This window comes from Brevibacterium sp. HMSC22B09, assembly GCF_001806795.1.
GTDB classification, from domain to species: Bacteria; Actinomycetota; Actinomycetes; order Actinomycetales; family Brevibacteriaceae; genus Brevibacterium; species Brevibacterium ravenspurgense.
In genome coordinates this window covers 47,195-69,062 of the sequence record NZ_KV785998.1, presented here as the reverse complement: position 1 = coordinate 69,062, position 21,868 = coordinate 47,195, and the positions used below count along the sequence as shown (strand labels likewise).

Sequence of the window (21,868 nt, the reverse complement as noted above, 5' to 3'; positions counted from 1 at the left end):
GTGTGCGGCGGGGGCGGCTTCAGCACCCACATCGACCAGGAGCATAGTAGAGGGGTGAATACGTCCGCCCGCTCCCTCCCGTCCGCACTGCTGAACCTGCTGCCGGGCCTGCTGCTGTGCGGTGCTGCCGCTGCGGCGGCCTTTGGTCTTGCGGCCCTTGTTCCCCATACCGGCTCTGTTCTCATGGCCATTGTGCTGGGGATGCTTGTGCGCAATCTGCTGCCCAAGCTTCCTGCACGCTTTGATCCCGGTGTTGCCTTTGCGTCGAAACCGCTGCTGCGTGCTGCGATCATCGCCTTGGGTTTTCAGCTGTCTTTGACGGATATTGCTGCGATGGGTCCGCTCGTGATTGTGCTCGTCGTGGTTCTTGTGGCGGGAGGCTTCTTCCTCAGCGTGGGCCTTGGCCGCCTGCTGGGAGTGGGCCGTGATCTTTCGATGCTGATCGGCTGCGGTTTTTCCATCTGCGGCGCCGCTGCTGTTGCCGGGGCGCAGAGCACTCTGCGTTCCCGCAAAGAGGACACTGCTGCCGCGGTTGCTCTCGTGGTGCTGTTCGGCACCATCATGATCGGTGTGGTGCCCCCGCTTGCCGGTCTGTGGCACCTCGATCCGCGCACCGCGGGCATTTGGACGGGTGCGGGTGTGCACGAGGTCGCGCAGGTTGCCGCCATCGGCGGGATCCTGGGCTCCGCGGCTTTGGAGCCGGCTGTCATCGTCAAACTCGCCCGGGTGCTCATGCTCGCCCCGGTCGTGTTCTTCCTAGGCCGCTGGATGGCACGAGGCGGAGCAGCAGAAGGTGAGGAATCTTCGGCTCGTGTGCCCCTTGTGCCGCTGTGGGTTGCGCTGTTCATCGCGGCAGCTGTCGCGACTACGTTCCTGCCCCTGCCGGCTTGGTTCCTCACGGGAGCAGACTGGGTGCAGAAGATCTTCTTGACCGCTGCGATGTTCGGGCTGGGTCTCGGCGTGCACTTCCGGTCGCTCATCGGCATGGGTGTGCGACCGCTCATTCTTGCTGCCCTCGTAACCGTCGGCGTTGCTGCAACAGCACTGGGCGGGGCGCTGCTCGTCGCCTGAGCCGCACTCTCCCGGCAGGAACAGGGGCAGCCGAGCGGCGCCTCGTGAGCTTTCCCGCACCTGCCGACCAGCCCCGCCCAAACAGCTCGGCCCAGCCCGCCCAAACAGCTCAGCGGAAGAAACCCAGACACAGAAATGCCCCCTCGGCAGTGAGCCGAGGGGGCATTTCAGCAGTTCAGACGATCAGACGCCCACGCGGAAGCGCAGGAAGCCCTTCGCGTCGATGCCGGCTTCCTTCAGAACAGCCGAAACCGGGGTCTTGGGCTCCTTGGCGAAGCCCTGGTCCAGCAGGCAGTTGTCCTTGAAGAATGCGTTGACGCGGCCTTCCACGATGTTCGGGATGGCGCGCTCCGGCTTGCCTTCGTTCTTAGCGGTCTCAAGGGCGACTTCGCGCTCCTTTTCGACGACCTCAGCGGGAACGTCTTCGCGCGAGAAGAACTTGGGCGACATGGCTGCGATGTGCACTGCGACATCGTGTGCAACCTGGTCGTCGCCGCCTTCGTAGGCGAAGAGAACGCCGACCTGCGGGGGCAGGTCCTTGTTGGTGCGGTGCATGTACTGCGCGATCGAAGGAGCTTCGATGCGGCCCACGCGGCGCAGGTCAACCTTTTCGCCGAGCGATGCTCCGCCTTCGGTGATGATCTGCGAAACCGGCTTGCCGTCGATTTCGGTGTTCAGCAGGGTTTCAGCGTTGTCGGCGTTGTTCGCAACGGCCAGGTCGAGGACCTCTTCAGCGAGCTTGCTGAAGGTGTCGGACTTGGCAACGAAGTCGGTTTCCGAGTTGAACTCGATCATGGTGCCGACGCCGTTTTCGACGCGTGCCAGAACAACGCCGTCCGAGGTGGAACGGCCTTCGCGCTTGGCAGCGCCCTGCAGGCCCTTGACGCGGAGGATCTCAACGGCCTTGGTCTTGTCGCCAGCGGCTTCGTCGAGTGCCTTCTTGACGTCCATCATGCCTGCGCCGGTCTTTTCGCGCAGCTCCTTGATGTCAGCTGTGGTGTAGTTCGCCATGGAATCTCCTTTGGAAGATACGGGGTCGAAGGGACGTGTGGTCAGGCTTCGGGCTTGTCAGCGGCCTTGTCTTCGGCCTTTTCGGCGTCAGCCTTGTCAGCTTCGGCCTTGTCTTCGGCGCCTTCGGACTTGCCTTCGAGGAGTTCGCGCTCCCATTCGGGCATCGGTTCGACGGCGGAAACGTTCTTTTCGCCCTCTTCGCTGCCGCCGTGGCGCTTGATGAGGCCTTCGGCGACTGCGTCTGCAACCACGCGGGTCAGCAGCTTGACGGAGCGGATCGAGTCGTCGTTGCCCGGGATCGGGTAGTCAACAACGTCGGGGTCGCAGTTGGTGTCGAGGATAGCGATGACCGGGATGCCGAGCTTGCGAGCTTCGTCAACGGCCAGCTGTTCCTTCTTGGTGTCGACAACCCACACGGCCGACGGGGTGCGCTGCATGTCGCGGATACCGCCGAGGGTGCGCTCGAGCTTGTCCTTTTCGCGGGACAGGATGAGCAGTTCCTTCTTGGTGCGACCTTCGCCCGCTGCGTCCTCGAAGTCGATTTCTTCGAGTTCCTTCAGGCGGCGCAGACGACCGGCGATCGTCTGGAAGTTGGTGAGCATACCGCCGAGCCAGCGCTGGTTGACGTAGGGCTGACCCACGCGGGTGGCCTGTTCTGCGATTGCTTCCTGAGCCTGCTTCTTCGTGCCGACGAAGAGGATCGAACCGCCGTGTGCGACGGTTTCCTTCACGAAGTCGTAGGCGGTGTCGATGTAGCCCAGCGACTTCTGCAGGTCGATGATGTAGATGCCGTTGCGCTCGGTGAAGATGAAGCGCTTCATCTTCGGGTTCCAGCGGCGGGTCTGGTGACCAAAGTGAACGCCGGATTCGAGCAGCTGGCGAACGGTGACGACGGCCATGCCGAGGTCTCCTTTCTCTGCGCTTGCGCGCCTAGGGTTCCTGCGGTGAGCCTGTGGGCTTTCACCGCGGAACGGTTTTCGGTTGATCCTGGCACCCGTGGATCTGTCGACGCGCTTTCCACCGCACTTGGGGTCCGTTGGCTGTGGACAGCGCGCACCTTCGGCAGATCGGTTGAATCGGATGCGCGAAGTCAGAAGCGGACACGCTTCTGCTGGTTTCATTCTACGCTGTCGCTCAACCCAGACAAAACGGGGCTGCCGCAGGCCAGGGCCGCCGAGGTGGAACTCCCGGGTGGAGGCGACTTCAGTTCTCGCGGCTGGGGATTGCGCCGGGCTTTCCCACAGGTGTTTTCCGGACCTCGCGGCAAGGTGAGGGGGCCGGCTGAACTGAGTGCATGAAAGTCATCACCTCTGCTCTATCTTCTGCTGTTGCTGTTGTCATAGCTTCCGTTTTTGCCGCGCTGACCGTGGTGGGCGGGCCGGCTTCTGCCTACGCCCAGAACACCGACGACGCCGGTGCTGAAGCTGCGCACCGTTGGCTGACTCCCGTTCCGGGCCTGCAGATTGTGCGCGCTTTCGACAAACCCGAACAGAACTGGAAGGCGGGCCACCGTGGGATCGATGTCGCCGCCGCCGTCAGCGAACCGATCCGCTCCCCTGCCACAGGCACCGTGCGCTTTGCCGGGAAGGTCGCCGGAAAACCAGTTGTCAGTCTCGAAGTAGGCGGCTACGCGGTGTCGTTCGAACCCGTTGCAGCCACTGTGCGCAAGGGCGATCAGGTTGCTGCCGGGCAGGTGATCGGCACCGTTGCGGACGCTTCGCACTGTTCTGAGGGCTGTGTCCACGTCGGCGTGTGGAGGCTGGACCGGGCTAAGGACTATCTGAATCCGGCTGATTTCTTTGTTTCCGACGCCTCGATCCTGCTGCCCGAAGGGCAGGCACCGGACCGCTTGCCGGCCGCGGCACAGGGAGGCTCTGTTGCAAAGTCAGGCGCTGGCGCATGGGGCGGCTACAGCAACGGACAGATCCCGGCGGTTGCCCTGTGCCCGCTGCGATCGGCTCCAGGCCACAGGCTGCGATGCGATGCTGCGAAATCATTTGATGCGCTGTCAGCTGCTTTTGCCCAGAGGTTTGGCCATCCGATCTCAGTGACCGACTCCTACCGCGACTACCAAACGCAGGTGGCACTCAAACGCCGCAAAGGCAAATGGGCAGCAACTCCTGGACGCTCAAACCACGGGTGGGCGCTGGCCGTGGACCTGGGCTCTGGCATCAACAGGTTCGGCACACCGCAGCATCAGTGGATGAAGTCGAACGCCGCCCGCTTCGGCTGGGTGCACCCGCCATGGGCAGAGCCATCGGGCTCTCTGCCTGAGCCGTGGCACTGGGAATACCGAGATACGGGACAGTAATGTGCCCGGTTTGGCCCCCGCGCGGTCTTCAGGCATTCTGAAGCTGTGAATCCCCAGAACCCCCGTTTGGCAATCATCGGCGGCGCTGGCCGCCTCGGCAAAGCTATTACCGACAGGTACCCGGACGAGGTCGTTTCAATTGTGCGCCGCCCGGAACAGATGTACGAGCAGATGGAGCTTTCTGACCTCGGCGTATCCCCCGTCCTGGCCGATGTTTCCCGCTCAGCAATCGAGGAACTCGCCGAAACCCTCAGCGGGGTCCACTCCGTCGTATACGCGGCAGGCTCGCGGTTGGACAACAGCTTCGACGTGTTCTCCAACAACCTTGTGGGGTCACTGCGCGCGCAGCAGGCGTCCAAGCTTGCCGGTGTTGAGCGCTTTGTGCAGGTTACGCCGTGCGCAGAACTCGCTGCGGCCGTGGGCTGTGCCCACCCGGAATCAGTGACCATGGCGGACGAAGCACTGCGGATTTCCGGTTTGAACTACACAATCATTAGGCCTTCGGCAATGATGATCGATGCGGCGCCCGGTCTGCAGCTTGCTTCATCGGACGTCGACTTCCAGCCTGTGCTCCTGGACGATATCGCCGACCTCGTCTGCGAAGTCCTCGATGCAGACCTCGCGCCAGGCAGTGAAATCAACGTTACGGCTGGTTCGCAGACACCCAGTTCAACCCTCAGCGACTTCCTTCGCCGGCCGAACTCTGTAAGCGCAGGCCAGCAGCCGGTCAATCTTTCTCGCAGCTGACAGCAGACGGCCTGTTCATCGGCAGGCCAAACTCGTATATCCCGTTTTATGCGCGAGGGTGGGCTTGCCGGTAGGTGTCTTTGAGCCGCTGCAGGGAAACGTGCGTATAGATCTGCGTCGAACTCAGACTGGCGTGCCCGAGCATTTCCTGCACTTGGCGAATGTCAGCCCCGTTTTCCACCATGTGGGTTGCCGCTGAATGCCGCAGACCGTGCGGTGCCAGCTTTGGAGAATCGCTGTAGCCGGCAGTTGCCCGCCCTACGACCTCGCGCACTTGACGCGGGTCAATGCGCTTTCCGCGCACGCCGACGAACAGGGCATCAGGCTCTGCGGCCAGCGCATCCCGCCCCTTGTCCAACCAGGCGTTCAATGCAGCTTCTGACGGCCCGCCGAAGGGCACTCGGCGTTCTTTGCGCCCCTTGCCGATGACCGTGATGAGTTTGTTGGTGAAGTCGATCGAGTCCAGGTTGAGGCTTGTGAGTTCTGATACGCGCATGCCCGTGGCGTAGAGCAGTTCGACCATGGCTCGGTCCCGCAGCTGCACCGGGGTGGGCTCTGCTGTCTGCTCCATGTCTGCACTGGGGGTCTGCGCGGTGTTGGCCAGCACAGTTTCAGCGGCACTCTGTTTGAGGACAGCCGGCAGCCGGCCGGGTTTTTTGGGTGCCTGCAGACGCTCGGCGGGTGAAGCCTCGATGCGGCCGCTGCGCCGCAGGAATGTGAAGAACGACCTGACACCCGCGATGCGCCGTGCCGCTGTGCTGGGCGATGCCCCGTTTTCGTGGATCTCCATGAGCCAGTGGCGCAGGTTGGCCAGTTCGACGTCCCGCAGGGCAATGGGTTCCCCGCCGGCGGCGCGCACAAGGAATTCGAGCACGGACTGTGCATCGGCACAGTATGCCCGCCGGGTGTGTTCGGACACTGTCTGATGGACCGTGAGATCAGCCTCGTAGTCCTCAAGGGCCGAAGCGTATTCGGCAGGCAGTGCCTCGCGGGGAAGGTTCGAGGTCATGAATCCAGGATAGCGGGGACAGTTCACCGGCCCTTCTGCCACTCGTCACCGCTGCGCTGTGCCAGCCCGGCAAGTTCAAGTGCGGCGAGCGCGGCTGTCGTGGTCTGCGGGTCCAATCCCGCCCTCACTGCGAGAGTGGAACAGTCAACGCCGCGCTGCACCGGGAGTGCGGAGAACACTTTGAGCTCGGCATCGCTAAGACCGTCCGCCTGTTTGCCGTGTGCCTGTGCACTTTCCCGGCTGAACAGTTCGGCGATGTCTGCCGTACCCAACAGTTCGCGCACGTGGTCAGCTTCGGCAACGAGCACAGCGCCGGCATCCCGTATGAGACGGTGGCATCCGGCGGATTCAACATCCGAGGCGCGTCCAGGAAAAGCACCCAGTGGGCGACCGAGTTCAGCTGCGTGATGCGCGGTGTTGATAGCCCCGGAGCGCCAGCCCGCCTCGACAACCACAACGGCTGATGACAGTGCGGCTATCAGCCTGTTGCGCGCCAGGAACCTGTGCCGCATGGGTGTGGCACCCGGTGGGCACTCGGAGACCACCAGGTGATTGCGGCACAGCTCTTCCAGCAGGTCCGCGTTGCCGCGCGGATACATGCGGTCCACTCCCCCGGCCATGAGCGCGATTGTTGAGGCTCGCCCGCTTGATGCAGCAAGAGCCCCGGCGTGCGCTGCCGCGTCAATGCCGAATGCTCCGCCGGAAATGACGGTCACGCAGTCGCGAGCCAGTTCAAACGCCGTGTTCTTGGCAAGCGCGGTCCCGTAGCCGGTTGCGGCACGAGCACCGACAAGAGCACAGGAAACGTCTGCGAGCTCGGCCAGATTGCCCGGTCCGCGCACCCACAGGGCTGTTGGCGCATCCAGACCGAGGTCATCCAGCTGCTCTGGCCATTCGCTGCTGTCCGGCGTGATGAGGCGAGCGCCAAGCCGTTCCATAATCCTCAGGTCACGGTCGGCATCGCCGTCGTGCCCTGCGATTCTGGCGCGCCATCGTTCGGCGGCTTTGCTCACCGCTTCCGTGCTGGCCGTGATGCCGAATGTGGCCGCACAGCGCGTGATGAAGCTCTTCGCCCCGGCATTGTCTGTCCCGTCGTGGCGTGCCGCTTCACTGAGCGCGCGCCATGTTTCTTCCACGCCTTCGGCGCGTATGCACACCGCGAGCATCCGGTCGGTGGGCTCTGCTGTGCGCAGGAGGTTCGCGGCTGCTCGCAGTTGGGCCAGATCGGTCATAGCTGCTCCTGAGTTCTCAGTGCGGCCGCCGCCATGAGCTCGTCACGGCCAGGGCGTTCAATGCCGCGAAGATCGGCGATTGTTGCGGCTATGCGCAGCACCCGGTCATAGCCGCGCATCGACAGCGTTCCGCGTTCTAAAGCGGTATCCAGGTGCGCTGTTTCCTGCGGTGTGAAGTGGAAGATCTCCCGCAGTCGACTGCCCGGAGCTCGCGCATTGAGGGAAAAGCCGTCAGTGCTGTACCGCTCTGCTTGCACCTGCCGAGCCTGGGCAACCCGCTGTGCGACTTCTGCTGAGCCTTCGCGCTTTTCTTTTCTGTGCAGGTCGGCCGGACTGATGGGCTGCACTGTCATCTGAATATCCACGCGGTCCATGAGTGGACCGGACAGTTTGGCTCTATAGCGCCTTTTCTCCGTGGGACTGCACATGCACTGCCTGCCGGTCGAACCACCGCACGGGCACGGGTTCGCAGCAAGAACAAGCTGAAACTGGGCGGGAAGATCAACCGAGCCCCACGCCCGGTGAATGCTGCACACTCCGCTTTCCAGGGGCTGTCGCATGGCTTCGAGAACATCGCGACTGAATTCGGGGGCCTCATCGAGGAACAGCACTCCCCTGTGGGCTTTTGACAGCACGCCGATCATCCCCGGTTTGGAACCGCCCACCATTGCCGCGGCAGTCGTGCGGTGGTGCGGGGATTCAAAGGGAGGAACAGCGGCAAGCCCCCTCTCGGGATCAAGTGTGCCGTCCAGGGACTGCAGCGAGCAGGCTTCCACCGCCTCGTCAGGTGACAGGGGCGGCAGCAGACCAGGCAGGCAGCCGGCGAGCATTGTCTTGCCCGCTCCGGGCGGGCCGCTCATCAGCAGGTGGTGCCCACCGGCAGCCGCAACCTCGAGGGCCCACCGGGCGTCGTCCTGACCCTGCACGTCCGCGAGGTCACCCGGACGCTGCGGCTCGACTGCCCGCCGGCCGCTCAGTTCAACCGGCACGAGGTCAACGGGACGCACGTCCCCGCCGAGCACCCGCACGGCATCGGCCAGACTGATGCACCCGCGCACGTCGACATCGCCAGCCAGGAGAGCTTCGCTTTCATTCGCCTTGGGCACAATCACACGCCGCAGGCCTTCCTTCCGCAGCGCGGACACCATGGGCAGCACTCCGTTGACCGGATGGAGTCTGCCGTCCAAGCCCAATTCGCCAATGCAGACGCACGATGCCGCGGAGTCGCGGTTGACAGCCCCTTCTGCCGCAAGAAGCGCCACTGCGATGCTCAGGTCGAACGCGGTTCCGGCTTTCTTCACACTGCCCGGTGACAGGTTCACGGTGATGCGCTGAGCCGAAAGACTCAGCCCCACATTCGACACTGCCGCACGGACTCGTTTGCGCGCTTCCGAAACCGAGGCGTCGGGAAGTCCCACGATGTCGATGCCCGGCAGCCCGTTGTTGATGCTCGCCTCCACGGCAATGACCGTGCCGGAAAGCCCCCACAGGGCGACTGCGCTCGTGGCTCCGATGGCGCGGGCCTTCGGTTTGATCACGGTGTAGGCGGGTGCGCCGGCCAGCGTGGTTGGTGCTTCACCAGTCATGGAACACCTGCTCAATGTGGGTAAGCGTGGGCGCTTCACCGCCGAAGCAGATTCCGATGACATCAATCCGGTAGCTGGGGATGTAGCCCTTCTGTTCGGTTACCCAGCGTGTGGCCAGGCCCTGCAGGGTGCGCAGCTTGTGGAAGTCAACAGCTTCCAGCGGGTCGCCGGAAAAGGCACTCGAACGGGTTTTGACTTCAACGAACACGACGTCTTCGTCGTCATAGGCGATGATGTCGATTTCACCGTCACGACATCGCCAGTTGCGGTCGAGGATGATCCAATCGCAGTCGCGCTCAAGGTAGTTGGCGGCGATTTCTTCGCCCCTGGCACCCAGCGTTGTGTTGTGTGGTTTTCTCTGCGGCTCATTCATGCCGCCAACGGTGCCCGGCAGACCAAGTGGAGCGGCACCTCGTCAAAGGTCTTGGGGATAACCTGCCCTCAGTCCACAGGCGCAGGCACGGAAGTGAGCACCGGCTGAACAGCGCACCCAGCCGCCCGGTGGCCGACCCTCACAACAGCGGCAGACTCAGCCGTCGAGGTCCTCGGGGTCGAGGAAATCGCTCTTGGCGAGCTCTTCGATGTTGACGTCCTTATAGGTGAGTATCCGCACGTTCGTCACGAAACGGGCGGTGCGCCACGTGTCCCACACCCAGGCGTCGGTGAGCGTGACCTCGAAGAAGACATCGCGGCCGTCGGAGTGCTGCTGCACGTCAACGGAGTTGGCCAGGTAGAACCGCCGTTCGGTTTCTACGGCGTAGGAGAAAAGGCTGATGACGTCGCGGTATTCGCGGTACAGCTGCAGTTCGAGATCAGCTTCAAAAGCCTCAAGGTCTTCGACGCTCATAGCTCCTACCCTAGTGTTCGGCCCTCAGAGGGCAAATGACCTGCGGTGCCACTCAGTGGGCCCGAATTCCGCCACGGCGCGCTTGTGCGCGGGGCTGGGGTACCCCTTGTTGCCCGCCCAGCCGTATTCGGGGAACTGCGCGTCGAGTTCGACCATGAGCGCATCACGGTCGACCTTCGCGATGACGGAGGCCGCGGCGATCGTGACAATCCGCCCGTCGCCCTTGATGAAGGTGCGAACTTCCGGGACCACCGCGTCAGCATCGGCAAACAGGTGCGCATCCACAAGGGACGGCTCATAAGACAGCCAGTTGTGTTTGCCGTCCAACAGCACGAGGTCGGCTTCGGGAAGCTGCGCCAGGGCCCTGCGGCCTGCCAGGGCCAGTGCTGCTGTCAGGCCGATTTCATCAATTTCGGCAGCCGAGGCGTAACTCACCTGCGCGTGATCCTGCCAGTCGCGGACCGACTGGGCGACACCGGGTCGGCGCGCCGGTGTGATCTGTTTGGAGTCGTTGAGCCCCGCCGGGATGCCAGCGGGTTCAGCCAGGAGTTCATCGAGTGAGAACCAGACGGCACCCACCCCGACGGGGCCTGCGGTGCAGCCGCGCCCCACCTCGTCCATTCCGATGACCCGTCGGATGCCGTCGTCGTACAGCTGCCGCTCAAGGCTGAGGTCAGTCAGTCCGTTCACGGGTTGGGAACGTCGGCGAAGACTTCGGTGGCGGCTTTGACGCGTGAGAAGCGGTCCAGTGGCCAGTTGATGACGAACACCGTGCCGACCACATTGTCCTTCGATACGAACGGTCCGCCGGCAGATTCGGTGTTGTAGCGCGAATCGAGTGAGTTTGCGCGGTTGTCGCCCATCACCCAGTAGCTGCCCTCGGGGACTTCCACTTTGAATTTGATGGCCGAAGGGTCGGTTCCGCGCTTGATGTAGGTTTCGTCAATCGGCTGGCCGTTGACCTTGAGGCGGCCCTTTTCGTCGCAGCATTCGACTGTGTCGCCGCCGACGCCGATGACGCGTTTGATCAGCTGCTGGCCGGCGTTGGCCGGTACGAGACCCAGGAACTCAAGCACCGGGTTCGGCTTGTAGCTGCCCGATGTGTCTGGGGGCAGCCAACCGCCCGGGTCATCGAAGACGATGATCTGTCCGCGCTGCGGTTCGTTCCACGGCAGCTGGTTGACCATGATGCGGTCGTCGATCTGCAGTGTGTTCTCCATCGATGACGACGGGATGTAGAACGAGCGGACGACGAAGGTTTTGATAGCGAAGGAAACGACGAGAGCGATCACCACGATGATCGCGATTTCACGCAGCCCCCGCAGGGCCTTGCTGCCGTCCTTCTTCCGTTCAGTCACCGGGCCATCCTATCGCGGCGCCTGCTGGTCAGATTCTCGGACTGTTCCAATGATCCGCTTGAGCGGGACCATTCCCCCGCCGGGTCGGCCCAGAAGGTTCCGCGAGTCAGTCGAATTGTGCCTGTTGTCGCCCATGAGCCACACGCGCCCTTCGGGCACGCGCACGTGGAATTCCATTTCCGAGGCGGAGCCCTCCTGGTCTTTCAGGTACGGCTCTTGCAATGGCTCACCGTTGACGGTCAGCTGGTTGTCCTCGCAGCAGACGATTTCGTCGCCGCCGATGCCGATGACGCGTTTGACGTAGAAGACGTTCTTCGGTCCGATCCCGAACCACGATGCGATGTTCTGCACCCCGCCGGGACCTGTGCCGGGGATCATGCTGCCGCGGCCGTCGAAGACGACGACGTCGCCGCGTTCAATGTCTCCCTTCAGCGCCGGGACGCGCCAGACGGTGATCTTCTGCCCCGGCTGCAGGGTGGGCTCCATGGATTCAGACGGGATGGAGAATCTCTGCACGACAAAGCCGCGCAGGATGCCGGCCAGCAGGAGGCCCACGATGGCCAGCCATGCGATGACCGGCAGGATGCGGCGAGTGCGTGATGTGTGCATGTTCCGGATATGACGAAGGGCGCGAACCGATCGGTTCGCGCCCTCAGTTCGTCATGCTCAGCGCTTCTCGCGGATGCGAGCGGCCTTGCCGTGACGGTCGCGCAGGTAGTACAGCTTGGCGCGGCGAACGTCACCGCGGGTCAGCACGTCGATCTTGTCGATCGTGGGTGCGTGAACCGGGAAGGTGCGCTCGACGCCGATGCCGAAGCTGATCTTGCGGACGGTGAAGGTTTCGCCAACACCCTGGCCCTGACGGCGCAGAACAACACCGCGGAACACCTGGACACGCGAACGCGAGCCTTCGATGACGCGCACGTGCACGTCAACGGTGTCACCGGCCTTGAAGTTGGGAATGTCGGTCTTCAGCGAAGCCTTGTCGAGAAAATCAAGTTTCTGCATTGGTTTCTCCTGCATGCGCGCCCCGGATCGTACATGCGCGTGTCAGTATCCGCAGAAAGCGGATGGGCGGATGGTCTGCCGGATGGCCTTGCGGCTTCCCTTGTGGACTTGCGAGCCCTCCGAGGCAGGCTGAAGTCAGCAAACGCAGAGACCCAGTTTAGTGCACAGGCGCACGCCTCGCCAAGTCGAGATCAGAACCGCAGATCCGCACCGTGCCGGGCCGGCACCTCGTACGCCCGAGAGCGCCGGCTCAGTGCCGCCAAAGTGCCCGCGCAGTGCGGCACGGCACCTGGTCAGTGCCGGCCGCGAAGCGAGTCGAGGTAGTCGCGGTCCTTCTTGCTGAGGCTGTCCCACAGCTTTTCGAGCATGTCGGGACGCACTTCGCTTGTCCTGCGCAGCCGCTGTTCGTAGCGCCAGCGGGCAATTGCCGCGTGATTCCCCGACAGCAGAACCTCGGGGATGCCGCGGCCGCGCCATTCGGCGGGCTTTGTGTAGGCGGGATATTCGAGCAGCCCGTCTTCGTGGCTTTCCTCGTCCAGTGATTCCGGGTTGCCGATGATGCCCGGGATCAGCCGGGCAATCGCCTCGATCATGACGAGTGCCGCGACTTCACCGCCGTTGAGCACGTAGTCGCCGATGCTGATGAGCTCAACATCGAAGCGGCCATCGTCTGCGGCCCATTCGACGACCCTCTGGTCGATGCCCTCGTAGCGCCCGCAGGCAAACACGAGGTGTTCACGCTGAGCGAGATCGCGCGCGATCTGCTGGGTGAAGGGGACACCCGCTGGGCTGGGCACGATCAGCACGGGCCGCTCCCCTGTTCCCGAGGCGCCCTCGAGTGTGCTTTCCAGGGCCTGTGCCCACGGCTCGGCTTTCATCACCATGCCAGCACCGCCCCCGTAGGGAGTGTCATCAACGGTGTGGTGGCGGTCAGTGGTGTAGTCGCGCGGGTTGCTCACCCGCAAGTCCAGGTGGCCGTCCCTGCGGGCTTTGCCGATGAGGGAAAGGTCGAGCGGGCTTAAGTAGTCCGGGAAGATCGTGAGAACGTCGAGTCTCACGATTCGCCGTCCTGCGGCAGCAGTCCCGCCGGCGGGGTGATCGTCACGGTACCGGAGTCGATGTCGACGTGTGGAACGATTTCCTCAACGAACGGGATAAGAGCCTCAGCCCCGCTGTGCAGGGTGATTTCGAGGAGATCCTGCGCGGGGTTGTTGATGACGTCGGCGACTTTGCCGATCACGGTGTCGTTTTCGATCACGTCGAGACCGATGAGGTCGGCAACGTACCAGGCGCTGTCGTCGTCACTGTCATCCGCTTCGACGCTGATGAGGGTGTTGCGGACCTCTTCCGCCCGCGTGCGGTCGCTGATTTCGGCGAAGGTCAGCAGCAGGCGGTCGCGATGCCACCTGGCGCGGGTCAAGGTGAGAGTGCCGATGTCCGGCTGAGTGGAGAACTCACTGCCGACGAGGAAGCGCTCATCGGGATCATCGGTGCGGACTTCGACGGTGAACTCACCGCGGATTCCGTGTGGCTTGCCCAGCCGGGCGACAACTTGACTCACAGGGGCCTTTCACAGCTTGACGGACCCCTCCAGTGTAACGGCGGGCGGTCTGCCGTGGGCGCGCCCGAGGTCCTGCGGCCCAGCCGCACCCTGCACCCCGGCGGCCGACGAAAACCGGACCTCCACCTCGGCCCCTTCCTGCACCCGCACGCCGTTTAGCAACAAAAACACCCGAAAACAGTGGCGGCTAACGGGAGTTTTTCTTGCTAACGGGTGGGCCCTTGCGGCTAAAGCGCAGATCCGTCGCTAACGGGTGTGCCAAAACTGCGATATCAAACACAACAGCGCCCCGGGAGGAAATCCTCCACGGGGCGCTGTTTGAAGACTGCGAGTGTGATCAGGCTTCGACAAGATCGACGCGCACGCGTTCGCCGGAAATGGCGTTCACGACTTTGCGCAGCGACTTGGCGGTGCGTCCGGCACGTCCAATGACACGACCGAGGTCGTCAGGGTGGACGCGCACTTCGAGGGTCGTACCGCGGCCGCTGCTGCGCTCCCTCACGGAAACGTCGTCAGGATTGTCGACGATTCCCTGTACGAGGTGTTCAAGCGCCTGCGCAAGCATGATCAGGCCTCTTCTGCTTCTTCAGCAGCGGGTGCTTCTTCAGCAGGAGCTTCGGCGGCTTCTTCAGCCGGAGCTTCCTCAGCCTTTTCTTCCTTCGGCTTGATGACCGACTTGGCTTCGGGAGCTTCGAATTCCTGCTTTTCAGCCTGGCCCTCGACGCGGTTGGTGGTGTCACCTTCGCCGGTGAACTTAGCCCAGTCACCCGTGAGCTTGAGCAGAGCCTTGACCTGGTCGGTGGGCTGAGCGCCCACGGAGAGCCAGTACTGTGCGCGCTCCGAGTCGATCTTGATGACCGACGGGTTGTAGGTGGGCTGGTACAGACCGATCTCTTCGATCGGACGGCCGTTCTGGCGGGTCTTCGAGTCAGCCACGACAACGCGGTAGTGCGGTACGTGGACCTTGCCGATGCGGTTCAGACGAATTTTGACTGCCACTTCTGTGGTGTCTCCTTTTGCAATCAGGGTGAAGATCCGAGCGCATGACGTGGGGATGTCAGCGGTTCGTGTCTTCGTGTTCCAGCCTGTCCGCTGGTTGAGAGGGATCAGCGGGCAGACAAGTACAGCAGATTATTGTGCCAGAAAAGACGCTGGCTTGCCACCGGGAGCTGGCCGGGCTTTCCAGCGCCGGTTACTTCGAGAAGCCGCCGAAGCCCTTCGGCAGCTTCGACAGGTCGAACTCTTCGTCATCCCCCAGGTCGATGCCGCCGAAGGATGCGCCCTGCTGGCTGGATGCCTTGCCTTCGCGGCGCAGCTGCGCTTCGCGTTCCTGCTGTGCGCGCTTTGCCGGGTTGCCGGATTTGCCGGCACCACTGCGCTTCTTGCCGCCGGACTTGCGGCGCTGCTTGCGGCCTCCCCCGGCACCCATGCCCGGCATTCCCGGCATGGCGGGCATACCCGGCATCTGCGGCATGCCGCGGCCGCCGCCCATCTGCTTCATCATCTTCTGCATGGCGGCGAACTGCTCCATGAGCTGATTGACGCGGCTGACCTCAACACCGGCACCGCGGGCAATACGGGCCCTGCGGGATCCGTTGAGAATCTTGGGGTTGGCGCGCTCAGCCGGTGTCATCGAGCGGATGATCGCCTCGATACGGTCGAATTCACGTTCGTCGAACTGTTCGATCAGCTGGCGGTGCTGGGCCATGCCCGGAATCATGCCGAGCATCTTCTTCATCGAGCCCATCTTGCGGATGGCGCCGATCTGCTTGAGGAAGTCCTCGAGGTCGAAGCCGTCACCGGATTCGACCTTCTTGGCGAGCTTTTCGGCTTCCTTCTTGTCGAAGGTGCGCTCGGCCTGCTCGATGAGCGTCATGATGTCGCCCATGTCGAGGATCCGGTCGGCCATGCGGTCCGGGTGGAACTGTTCGAAGTCCTTCAGCCCTTCGCCGGTCGAGGCGAACATGATGGGCTTTCCGGTGACTTCGGCGACCGACAGGGCGGCACCGCCTCGTGAATCACCGTCGAGCTTCGACAGGACGACACCCGTGAAGTCGACGCCCTCAAGGAAGGCCTCGGCGGTCTGCACAGCGTCCTGACCGATCATGGCGTCGATGACGAACAGGACTTCGTCGGGGTTGACGGCAGCACGGATGTCGGCGGCCTGCTGCATAAGCTCCTGGTCGATGCCCAGGCGGCCCGCGGTGTCGACGATGACCACGTCGTGCAGCTTCTGGCGGGCTTCTTCGATCGAGTCCTTGGCAACAGCCACGGGGTCGCCCACGCCGTTGCCCGGCTCCGGAGCGTAGACGGGAACGCTGGCGCGTTCACCCATCACCTGGAGCTGGTTGACTGCGTTCGGCCTCTGAAGGTCACAGGCCACGAGCATGGGGCGGTGGCCCTCGCCGCGCAGCCAGTGAGCGAGTTTTCCGGCCAGGGTGGTCTTACCGGCACCCTGCAGACCGGCGAGCATGATGACCGTCGGCGGTTTCTTGGCGAATTCGAGGCGGCGGGTCTGCCCGCCGAGGATTCCCTTGAGTTCGTCACCGACGATCTTGACGACCTGCTGGCCGGGGTTGAGCGCCTGCGAAACCTCTTCCGACAGCGCGCGTTCGCGCACGCGCCCCGTGAAGGAGCGCACCACCGGAAGCGCGACGTCAGCGTCGAGAAGCGCACGGCGGATTTCGCGGATTGTCGCATCGACATCTGCTTCCGACAGGCGGCCTTTGCCGCGCAGATTGCGGAAGGTTGCTGTCAGGCGATCGGAAAGAGAGTTGAACACGGGTTCTGACTGCCTTCTTATGTGGACTGAAACTCAACAGACAAGGATAGACGATGCGCCGGGCCCGGTTTCTCAGCTGTTGCCGTCCGGATCCGCTGTCCCACGGCACCGGTGGGGTCAAGCGGCTGTGCCGGTCCCGGTCAGGATTCGAGCAGCGCGTCGACGAAGCCCTCGGCGGTGAACGGCGCGAGGTCGTCAGCGCCTTCGCCCAGGCCGATGAGTTTGACGGGCACTCCCAGGGCACGCTGAACGGCGACGACGATGCCGCCCTTTGCGGTGCCGTCAAGCTTGGTGAGCACAATGCCGGTGATGTCGACGGATTCGGCGAACACCTTCGCCTGCTGCATGCCGTTCTGACCGGTGGTGGCATCCAGGACGAGCAGAACTTCGTCAACTTCGTGCCCCTCGCCCAGCGGGCGGGTTGCCACGCGCTTGACCTTGCCGAGTTCGTCCATGAGGTCGCGCTTGTTCTGCAGGCGGCCGGCGGTGTCGATGACGACAACGTCAACGCCGTCGCGCTTGCCCTGTTCGACGGCTGCGTAGGCAACCGATGCGGGGTCGACGCCCTCTTCTCCGCGGACGGTCTCGACCCCCACGCGGTCGCCCCACGTGGTGAGCTGCTCTGCGGCTGCCGCACGGAAGGTGTCCGCCGCTCCGAGTACGACCTTGCGGTCTTCGGCTACAAGGACGCGGGCGATTTTGCCCACGGTGGTGGTTTTGCCGGCACCGTTGACGCCCACCACGAGCATGACGGCGGGGTCGCCGGCTGCCTGAGCGGCCTCCGTGCGATCGACGTTGAGCGTGCGGTCCATGGTCGGGTCGACGACTTTGATGAGCTCTTCGCGCAGCAGGGGCTTGAGGTGTTCGGGGTCGCGGGTGCCGAGCACTCGCACCCTTTCGCGCAGCGAGTCGACCAGTTCGGCGGTCGTGTCAACGCCGAGGTCGGCCATGATGAGCGAATCTTCGATGTCTTCCCACGTCTGTTCGTCCAGAGTGTCCTGGGAAAGCAGAGTCAGCAGACCGCGGCCGAAGACGTTGTTGGACTTGGCCAGTCGAGCGCGCAGCCGGGCCAGGCGGGTGGTCGGTTCGGTGGGGGTTTCGTACCGCCGCTCCTCTTCGACCTCAGTGGGTTCGGTGTCCTCGACAAGGTCCGGCACGTGTGCCGGCGGAGTGCGGCGCTTAGTACGCGCAGGGCCGAAGAGCACAAAGCCCACGGCGATGAGAACAATGGCCAGGATGATGCCGACTGTGACAAGAGTGTCCATGGCACCCAATCTAGCGGAACAGAATATTCAGGGTGGTCCTCAGCCCCGCACCGGTTTCCGGGACCTTCCAGTGTCGGGTGCGCGGCCGCAGCGTTGAGAGGCTCGGTGCCGCGTGACGGCGCGGCTGCGGTATGAGCACGTAGTGGTGGTCGGCCATCGCGGTGACGGCGGCTTGTTCGCGCGTGGGAAGGTGCGCGGTTTCTTCGTCTGCACCGAAGAAGCCGTAGTCGTCATAGCCGGTCCACGAGTGAGGCAGGCGGAAGCGCTGCGAGGAGCTGGCCCTGATGCGGCCTTCTTCGCGCAGGCGCGGCACAGCCACAGCGAGCACGATGATGATGCCGATCGTCAGAATGATCGCCAGGCCGATGAGGAGAATGACAAAGCTGCCCAGACCAGCCATCAGCACCCCGTGATTGGGCGGTTGCAGAACATGGGCAGAAGCTCCTCGGCGCGTGATTTCGGCGGATCTCAGAAGACCAGCTTAATGCGACCAAGCTGATAGTTCTATTCGAGAACCACCTATTCGCCTCGCCGGCTGTCGGCCAGCCGCTGTGAGACGACCTTTGAGATTCCATCGCCGCCCATTGTGACGCCGTAGAGGGCATCGGCGATCTCCATTGTGCGCTTCTGGTGGGTGATGACGATCAGCTGCGAGCTTTCCTGCAGCTCTTTGAAAACACCGAGAAGACGCGTGAGGTTCGCGTCGTCGAGTGCCGCTTCGACTTCGTCCATGACGTAGAAGGGGCTGGGCCGGGCTTTGAAGATCGCCACGAGGATGGCAACAGCGACGAGCGAGCGTTCCCCACCCGACAGCAGCGACAGCCTGCGGACTCGCTTTCCGGCTGGCCGGGCGAACACCTCGACCCCGGTCGTGAGCATGTCGTCCGGGTCTGTCAGCGACAGCGACCCTTCACCCCCGGGGAACAGTCGGCTGAAGATGTCGGTGAATTCACGTGCCGTGTCGGCAAAGGCCTCGGCGAAGACCTCTTTGACGAGTTCGTCGATTTGGCTGACCATGCCGCGCAGATCCTCGCGGGTCTCTTCGATGTCGTTGATCTGCTTTTCCAGGTAGTCGTGGCGTTCCTGCAGCGCGGTGAACTCTTCGAGCGCCAGCGGGTTGACCTTGCCGATGCGCTTCATTTCGCGCTCGGCTTTTTTCTGTGCGGCTTCGACTTCAGCGCGCACAAACGGCCGGGTCGGCAGTTCGTCAGCGTCGCTGTCAACGTCAGCTGAGAAGTCGGGGACGTCGAGGTGGGGGCCGAACTGTTCGACGAGGTTCTGGGCCGCCAGGCCGATTTCCTGTTCCGCTCGCCGGCTGAGCTCTTCGAGCTTGAGTACGAAGCGTTCGCGTTTCAGCGCTGCCGCGTGTTCGGCTTCTGCAAGCTTCGCCAATTCTCCGCGGAGCTCTTCCAGGCTTTCCCGCAGCTTTTCGGCACGTTGGTTGGCTTCCTCGCGGCTTGACTGCAGCCGGGCGTGTTCTGCTTCGGCGCTCTTTTCGCGTTCGGCCAGATGTTCGGCGAGTTCTACGGCGATGGCACCGGCGGCTTCGGTTCTGTCTGCCAGCAGCCTGCGCGCCTGTTCTTCGCGCTGCAGGCGTTCGCGTTCGGCCTGTTGGGCGCGCGCTTTGCGGCGCAGGCTGTCGATGCGGTCGGCTAGGAAGCGCACGCGGTCATCGGCTGAGCGGGCCGCGATCCGGGCTTCCATGACCTCTTCGCCCAGCTGCGAGTGTTCTTGTGCCAGACGGTCGCGGTCTTCTGTGTCGGGTTCGGCATCGACGCTGTCGAGTCCCGCAAGGGCTGCCTGGGCTTTGTCACGCTGCTCTTCCGCCTGGGCTCGGCGTTCTTCCAGCTGTGCGCTGCGGGCATCGAGGCGCTCGATTTCTGCCTCCAGCAGCTGCACGCGCTCCTTGGCGGCCGTAACGCTGCCTTGGGCGCGGATACCCTGAGCTTCCGCGTCGCGCCGGGCTTCTTGCGCCTGCTGTTCGTCACTGCGGGCGGTCCGGAGGGCTTCGCGCAGCTTCTCAACTTCCGACGAGGCGTCTGCGGCTGCCCGTGTGAGGTCGCCGATGCCGGCCTGGGCTTCTGCGAGCGCGTTGCGCGCTTCGGCACGGGCGGCTTCCGCCCTGCCGGAGCGGCGCACGCGGTGGGCTTCGATGACGGTTCCCGCCCGCGTCACGCAGGTCAGGTCAGGGTGGTCTTCCAAAAGCGCAAGCGCAGCATCGGAATCATCGACGATGACGGTGCGGCTGAGCACCGACCGCAAGGCGGCGTGCAGTGCGGGATCCGTCGAGGCCACGACGTCAACAGCTCGCCTGCCGCCGCTGACCTCGAGAGCTTCAGGACCGCTGGTCTGGGCCGTGGAGCCGATGACGGTGTCGACGTCGGCACCGTCGTCCGTGCTGTCCAGCAGTGCGAGCCCTGCTGCATGGCTGCTGGCAAACAGTGCCTGCGCAAACGGGCCGAGTGCTGCCGCAGCTGCTGTTTCGAAGCCCGCTTCGATCTCCAGGAGGTCTTCTACTCGTCCGGTCACCCCGTCGATTTCAAGGGCGAGGAGGTCCTCGGCTGATGCCGAATGCGAGGCGCTCAGCTGCAGGGCCTCAATGCGGGCCTCTGTCTTGCGCAGCTGACCGGTCAGTTCGGCACTGCGCGCACTGGCTTCGTCAAATGCCTTCTGGGCTTGCGCGGTGGCTTCCGCCGCGGCCTTCACAGTGTCGTCGATGCCGGTCTGGTCGCCTTCGAGTTCAGCTGCGGCGGCTTCTGCACGCTGGGCTTCGGCGCGTGCGGCTTCGATGTCGGCCAGGAGCTTGTCACGTGCCGGCGCGGCGTCAGCTTTTTCACGGGCAATCCCCTCGAGTGCGCGATTGGCTGTTTCGACATCGGACTCAAGGCCGGCCCGGATGCGGACCTTTTCGGCGATTTCCGCCCGTGCGGCTTTCAGCGCGGCTTCTGCCTGCTCGAGCTTTCCTGAAATCTCCGAGCGGGTCTGCGCCAGCTCTTCGAGGCTCTGTGCCCTCTTGCTCTGCTGGTCTTCGGCATCGCTGAGCTCACCGCGGAAGTGCTCGGCCCGCTCCAGCAGCGCTTCGGGTTCGTCGCCGCTGAGCTTCTGGGCGGGTGTGCGGAGGAATTCCACACGGTCGCGAGCGCGGCCAGCTGCCGCCTTGGCTCGAGTGGCAGCCTGCCCCACCCTGCGCAGCAGCTGTGACAGGCGGTCGTGTTCTTCTTCCGCCTTCACCGCGACGGTGCGCGCCTCAGAGATTTCCTCTTCCAGCTGCGCAATGCGCGCCTCTAGGTGCTGACGCTGCTGAGACTCCGTGTGCGCATCGCCCGTGTTCTGCAGCGCGGCTTCTGTTTGGACGATGTCGTCGGCCAGCAGGCGGGCGTTGGCATCGCGCAGTTCCGCCTGGACGGTTGCGGCACGCTGTGCGGCACGAGCCTGCCTGCCCAGGGGCCCCAGCTGTCGGGCGAGTTCTGCCCGCAGGTCCTGCAGGCGGTCGAGGTTGGTCTGCAGGCCGTTGAGTTTGCGGACGGCTTTTTCTTTGCGCCTGCGGTGTTTGAGGACACCGGCGGCTTCTTCGATGATTCCGCGGCGCTCAAAGGGGTCGGCGTGAAGGACCTGGTCCAGCTGTCCCTGGCCGACGATGACGTGCATCTCTTTGCCCAGACCGGAGTCTGAGAGCAGCTCCTGGATGTCCAGAAGCCTGGCGGGTGCGCCGTTGACGGCGTATTCGCTGCCGCCTGAGCGGAACAGCGTGCGGCTGATGGTGACTTCCGTGTAGTCAATCGGGATGGCCCCGTCGGTGTTGTCAATCGTCAGACTGACTTCGGCCCGGCCCAGGGCCTGCCGTTTCGAGGTGCCGGCGAAGATGACGTCCTCCATTTTTCCGCCTCGGAGGTTCTTCGCTCCCTGCTCCCCCATGACCCAGGCGAGCGCGTCGACGACGTTCGACTTGCCCGAACCGTTCGGTCCGACCACACACGTAATGCCCGGTTCGAGTTCAAGCCGGGTGGCAGACGCGAACGACTTGAAGCCGCGCATCGACAGGGTTTTGAGGAACATTCAGATCAGCATAGTCGCACGTAC

22 protein-coding genes are annotated in these 21,868 nt (G+C 63.8%); 3 read left to right on the top strand and 19 right to left on the bottom strand.

Features of this window, described 5'->3' with window-relative positions:
- Positions 1 to 54 precede the first annotated feature (54 nt).
- Positions 55 to 1,071: a YeiH family protein gene (locus HMPREF3087_RS01375; RefSeq protein ID WP_070427784.1), complete on the top strand. Its 1,017-nt coding sequence runs from the start codon at positions 55 to 57 to the stop codon at positions 1,069 to 1,071.
- A gap of 183 nt (positions 1,072 to 1,254) precedes the next feature.
- On the opposite strand, the gene tsf is transcribed toward HMPREF3087_RS01375, so the two are convergent.
- Together tsf and rpsB are read right to left on the bottom strand one after the other, a co-directional pair.
- Complete coding sequence (gene tsf, locus HMPREF3087_RS01370; protein ID WP_019174839.1) at positions 1,255 to 2,082, bottom strand: translation elongation factor Ts; 828 nt, start codon at positions 2,080 to 2,082, stop codon at positions 1,255 to 1,257.
- 41 nt (positions 2,083 to 2,123) lie between these two features.
- Positions 2,124 to 2,981 (bottom strand): 30S ribosomal protein S2, encoded by an 858-nt coding sequence (gene rpsB / locus HMPREF3087_RS01365; RefSeq protein WP_061943801.1) that lies wholly within the window; start codon positions 2,979 to 2,981, stop codon positions 2,124 to 2,126.
- Between the two features lie 395 nt (positions 2,982 to 3,376).
- Between rpsB and HMPREF3087_RS01360 the strand changes: the two genes are divergently transcribed.
- Both HMPREF3087_RS01360 and HMPREF3087_RS01355 read left to right on the top strand, forming a co-directional pair.
- Positions 3,377 to 4,393, top strand: a complete 1,017-nt coding sequence (locus HMPREF3087_RS01360) for a D-alanyl-D-alanine carboxypeptidase family protein (protein ID WP_070427783.1) — start codon at positions 3,377 to 3,379, stop codon at positions 4,391 to 4,393.
- Between the two features lie 45 nt (positions 4,394 to 4,438).
- Positions 4,439 to 5,140 carry an NAD(P)H-binding protein gene (locus HMPREF3087_RS01355; protein WP_083271963.1) on the top strand — a complete coding sequence of 234 codons (702 nt, stop codon included), beginning with the start codon at positions 4,439 to 4,441 and terminating at the stop codon, positions 5,138 to 5,140.
- 46 nt (positions 5,141 to 5,186) lie between these two features.
- Here the strand turns inward: HMPREF3087_RS01355 and HMPREF3087_RS01350 are convergent, their stop codons facing one another.
- The 17 genes from HMPREF3087_RS01350 to smc form a co-directional block, all read right to left on the bottom strand.
- Positions 5,187 to 6,149, bottom strand: a complete 963-nt coding sequence (locus HMPREF3087_RS01350) for a tyrosine recombinase XerC (RefSeq protein ID WP_070427781.1) — start codon at positions 6,147 to 6,149, stop codon at positions 5,187 to 5,189.
- Positions 6,150 to 6,172: 23 nt separating this feature from the next.
- On the bottom strand, positions 6,173 to 7,381 hold the full coding sequence (dprA, locus tag HMPREF3087_RS01345; RefSeq protein ID WP_070427780.1) for a DNA-processing protein DprA: 1,209 nt from the start codon (positions 7,379 to 7,381) through the stop codon (positions 6,173 to 6,175).
- Positions 7,378 to 8,967 (bottom strand): YifB family Mg chelatase-like AAA ATPase, encoded by a 1,590-nt coding sequence (locus tag HMPREF3087_RS01340; RefSeq protein ID WP_083271961.1) that lies wholly within the window; start codon positions 8,965 to 8,967, stop codon positions 7,378 to 7,380. The genes dprA and HMPREF3087_RS01340 overlap by 4 nt, the downstream gene beginning before the upstream one ends.
- Positions 8,957 to 9,340 carry a YraN family protein gene (locus tag HMPREF3087_RS01335; RefSeq protein WP_019174832.1) on the bottom strand — a complete coding sequence of 128 codons (384 nt, stop codon included), beginning with the start codon at positions 9,338 to 9,340 and terminating at the stop codon, positions 8,957 to 8,959. Before HMPREF3087_RS01335 ends, HMPREF3087_RS01340 begins: the two co-directional genes overlap by 11 nt.
- A gap of 156 nt (positions 9,341 to 9,496) precedes the next feature.
- On the bottom strand, positions 9,497 to 9,814 hold the full coding sequence (locus HMPREF3087_RS01330; protein ID WP_070427779.1) for a DUF2469 domain-containing protein: 318 nt from the start codon (positions 9,812 to 9,814) through the stop codon (positions 9,497 to 9,499).
- A 24-nt stretch (positions 9,815 to 9,838) separates the two neighbouring features.
- The gene (locus HMPREF3087_RS01325; protein ID WP_070427778.1) at positions 9,839 to 10,504 is read right to left on the bottom strand and encodes a ribonuclease HII; all 666 of its coding nucleotides are present in this window, start codon (positions 10,502 to 10,504) and stop codon (positions 9,839 to 9,841) included.
- The gene (lepB, locus tag HMPREF3087_RS01320) at positions 10,501 to 11,172 is read right to left on the bottom strand and encodes a signal peptidase I (RefSeq protein ID WP_019174829.1); all 672 of its coding nucleotides are present in this window, start codon (positions 11,170 to 11,172) and stop codon (positions 10,501 to 10,503) included. The genes HMPREF3087_RS01325 and lepB (HMPREF3087_RS01320) overlap by 4 nt, the downstream gene beginning before the upstream one ends.
- Positions 11,173 to 11,181: 9 nt before the next feature.
- On the bottom strand, positions 11,182 to 11,781 hold the full coding sequence (gene lepB, locus HMPREF3087_RS01315; RefSeq protein WP_070427777.1) for a signal peptidase I: 600 nt from the start codon (positions 11,779 to 11,781) through the stop codon (positions 11,182 to 11,184).
- A gap of 57 nt (positions 11,782 to 11,838) precedes the next feature.
- Positions 11,839 to 12,180: a 50S ribosomal protein L19 gene (gene rplS / locus HMPREF3087_RS01310; RefSeq protein WP_019174827.1), complete on the bottom strand. Its 342-nt coding sequence runs from the start codon at positions 12,178 to 12,180 to the stop codon at positions 11,839 to 11,841.
- 293 nt (positions 12,181 to 12,473) lie between these two features.
- Positions 12,474 to 13,238, bottom strand: coding sequence for a tRNA (guanosine(37)-N1)-methyltransferase TrmD (gene trmD, locus HMPREF3087_RS01305; RefSeq protein ID WP_061943773.1), 765 nt, complete (start codon positions 13,236 to 13,238; stop codon positions 12,474 to 12,476).
- Entirely contained in the window at positions 13,235 to 13,741 is a 507-nt protein-coding gene (rimM, locus tag HMPREF3087_RS01300) for a ribosome maturation factor RimM (protein WP_070427776.1), read from the bottom strand. Before rimM ends, trmD begins: the two co-directional genes overlap by 4 nt.
- A 337-nt stretch (positions 13,742 to 14,078) precedes the next feature.
- Positions 14,079 to 14,306: an RNA-binding protein gene (locus HMPREF3087_RS01295; RefSeq protein ID WP_019174823.1), complete on the bottom strand. Its 228-nt coding sequence runs from the start codon at positions 14,304 to 14,306 to the stop codon at positions 14,079 to 14,081.
- A 2-nt stretch (positions 14,307 to 14,308) separates the two neighbouring features.
- The gene (rpsP, locus tag HMPREF3087_RS01290; RefSeq protein ID WP_061943767.1) at positions 14,309 to 14,740 is read right to left on the bottom strand and encodes a 30S ribosomal protein S16; all 432 of its coding nucleotides are present in this window, start codon (positions 14,738 to 14,740) and stop codon (positions 14,309 to 14,311) included.
- A 193-nt stretch (positions 14,741 to 14,933) separates the two neighbouring features.
- Entirely contained in the window at positions 14,934 to 16,523 is a 1,590-nt protein-coding gene (gene ffh / locus HMPREF3087_RS01285) for a signal recognition particle protein (protein WP_070427775.1), read from the bottom strand.
- 140 nt (positions 16,524 to 16,663) lie between these two features.
- Positions 16,664 to 17,788 carry a signal recognition particle-docking protein FtsY gene (ftsY, locus tag HMPREF3087_RS01280; protein ID WP_070427774.1) on the bottom strand — a complete coding sequence of 375 codons (1,125 nt, stop codon included), beginning with the start codon at positions 17,786 to 17,788 and terminating at the stop codon, positions 16,664 to 16,666.
- 10 nt (positions 17,789 to 17,798) lie between these two features.
- Positions 17,799 to 18,188, bottom strand: coding sequence for a hypothetical protein (locus HMPREF3087_RS01275; RefSeq protein WP_040377204.1), 390 nt, complete (start codon positions 18,186 to 18,188; stop codon positions 17,799 to 17,801).
- A 119-nt stretch (positions 18,189 to 18,307) separates the two neighbouring features.
- Entirely contained in the window at positions 18,308 to 21,844 is a 3,537-nt protein-coding gene (smc, locus tag HMPREF3087_RS01270; RefSeq protein WP_070427773.1) for a chromosome segregation protein SMC, read from the bottom strand.
- Positions 21,845 to 21,868 lie beyond the last annotated feature (24 nt).

Bases quoted from the DNA above. Each gene is read 5' to 3' on its own strand.
- tsf (WP_019174839.1), bottom strand. From the start codon at position 2,082: ATGGCGAACTACACCACAGCTGACATCAAGGAGCTGCGCGAAAAGACC.
- rpsB (WP_061943801.1), bottom strand. From the start codon at position 2,981: ATGGCCGTCGTCACCGTTCGCCAGCTGCTCGAATCCGGCGTTCACTTT.
- HMPREF3087_RS01360 (WP_070427783.1), top strand. From the start codon at position 3,377: ATGAAAGTCATCACCTCTGCTCTATCTTCTGCTGTTGCTGTTGTCATA.
- HMPREF3087_RS01350 (WP_070427781.1), bottom strand. From the start codon at position 6,149: ATGACCTCGAACCTTCCCCGCGAGGCACTGCCTGCCGAATACGCTTCG.
- dprA (WP_070427780.1), bottom strand. From the start codon at position 7,381: ATGACCGATCTGGCCCAACTGCGAGCAGCCGCGAACCTCCTGCGCACA.
- HMPREF3087_RS01340 (WP_083271961.1), bottom strand. From the start codon at position 8,967: ATGACTGGTGAAGCACCAACCACGCTGGCCGGCGCACCCGCCTACACC.
- HMPREF3087_RS01335 (WP_019174832.1), bottom strand. From the start codon at position 9,340: ATGAATGAGCCGCAGAGAAAACCACACAACACAACGCTGGGTGCCAGG.
- HMPREF3087_RS01330 (WP_070427779.1), bottom strand. From the start codon at position 9,814: ATGAGCGTCGAAGACCTTGAGGCTTTTGAAGCTGATCTCGAACTGCAG.
- lepB (WP_070427777.1), bottom strand. From the start codon at position 11,781: ATGCACACATCACGCACTCGCCGCATCCTGCCGGTCATCGCATGGCTG.
- rplS (WP_019174827.1), bottom strand. From the start codon at position 12,180: ATGCAGAAACTTGATTTTCTCGACAAGGCTTCGCTGAAGACCGACATT.
- HMPREF3087_RS01295 (WP_019174823.1), bottom strand. From the start codon at position 14,306: ATGCTTGCGCAGGCGCTTGAACACCTCGTACAGGGAATCGTCGACAAT.
- ftsY (WP_070427774.1), bottom strand. From the start codon at position 17,788: ATGGACACTCTTGTCACAGTCGGCATCATCCTGGCCATTGTTCTCATC.
- HMPREF3087_RS01275 (WP_040377204.1), bottom strand. From the start codon at position 18,188: ATGGCTGGTCTGGGCAGCTTTGTCATTCTCCTCATCGGCCTGGCGATC.
- smc (WP_070427773.1), bottom strand. From the start codon at position 21,844: ATGTTCCTCAAAACCCTGTCGATGCGCGGCTTCAAGTCGTTCGCGTCT.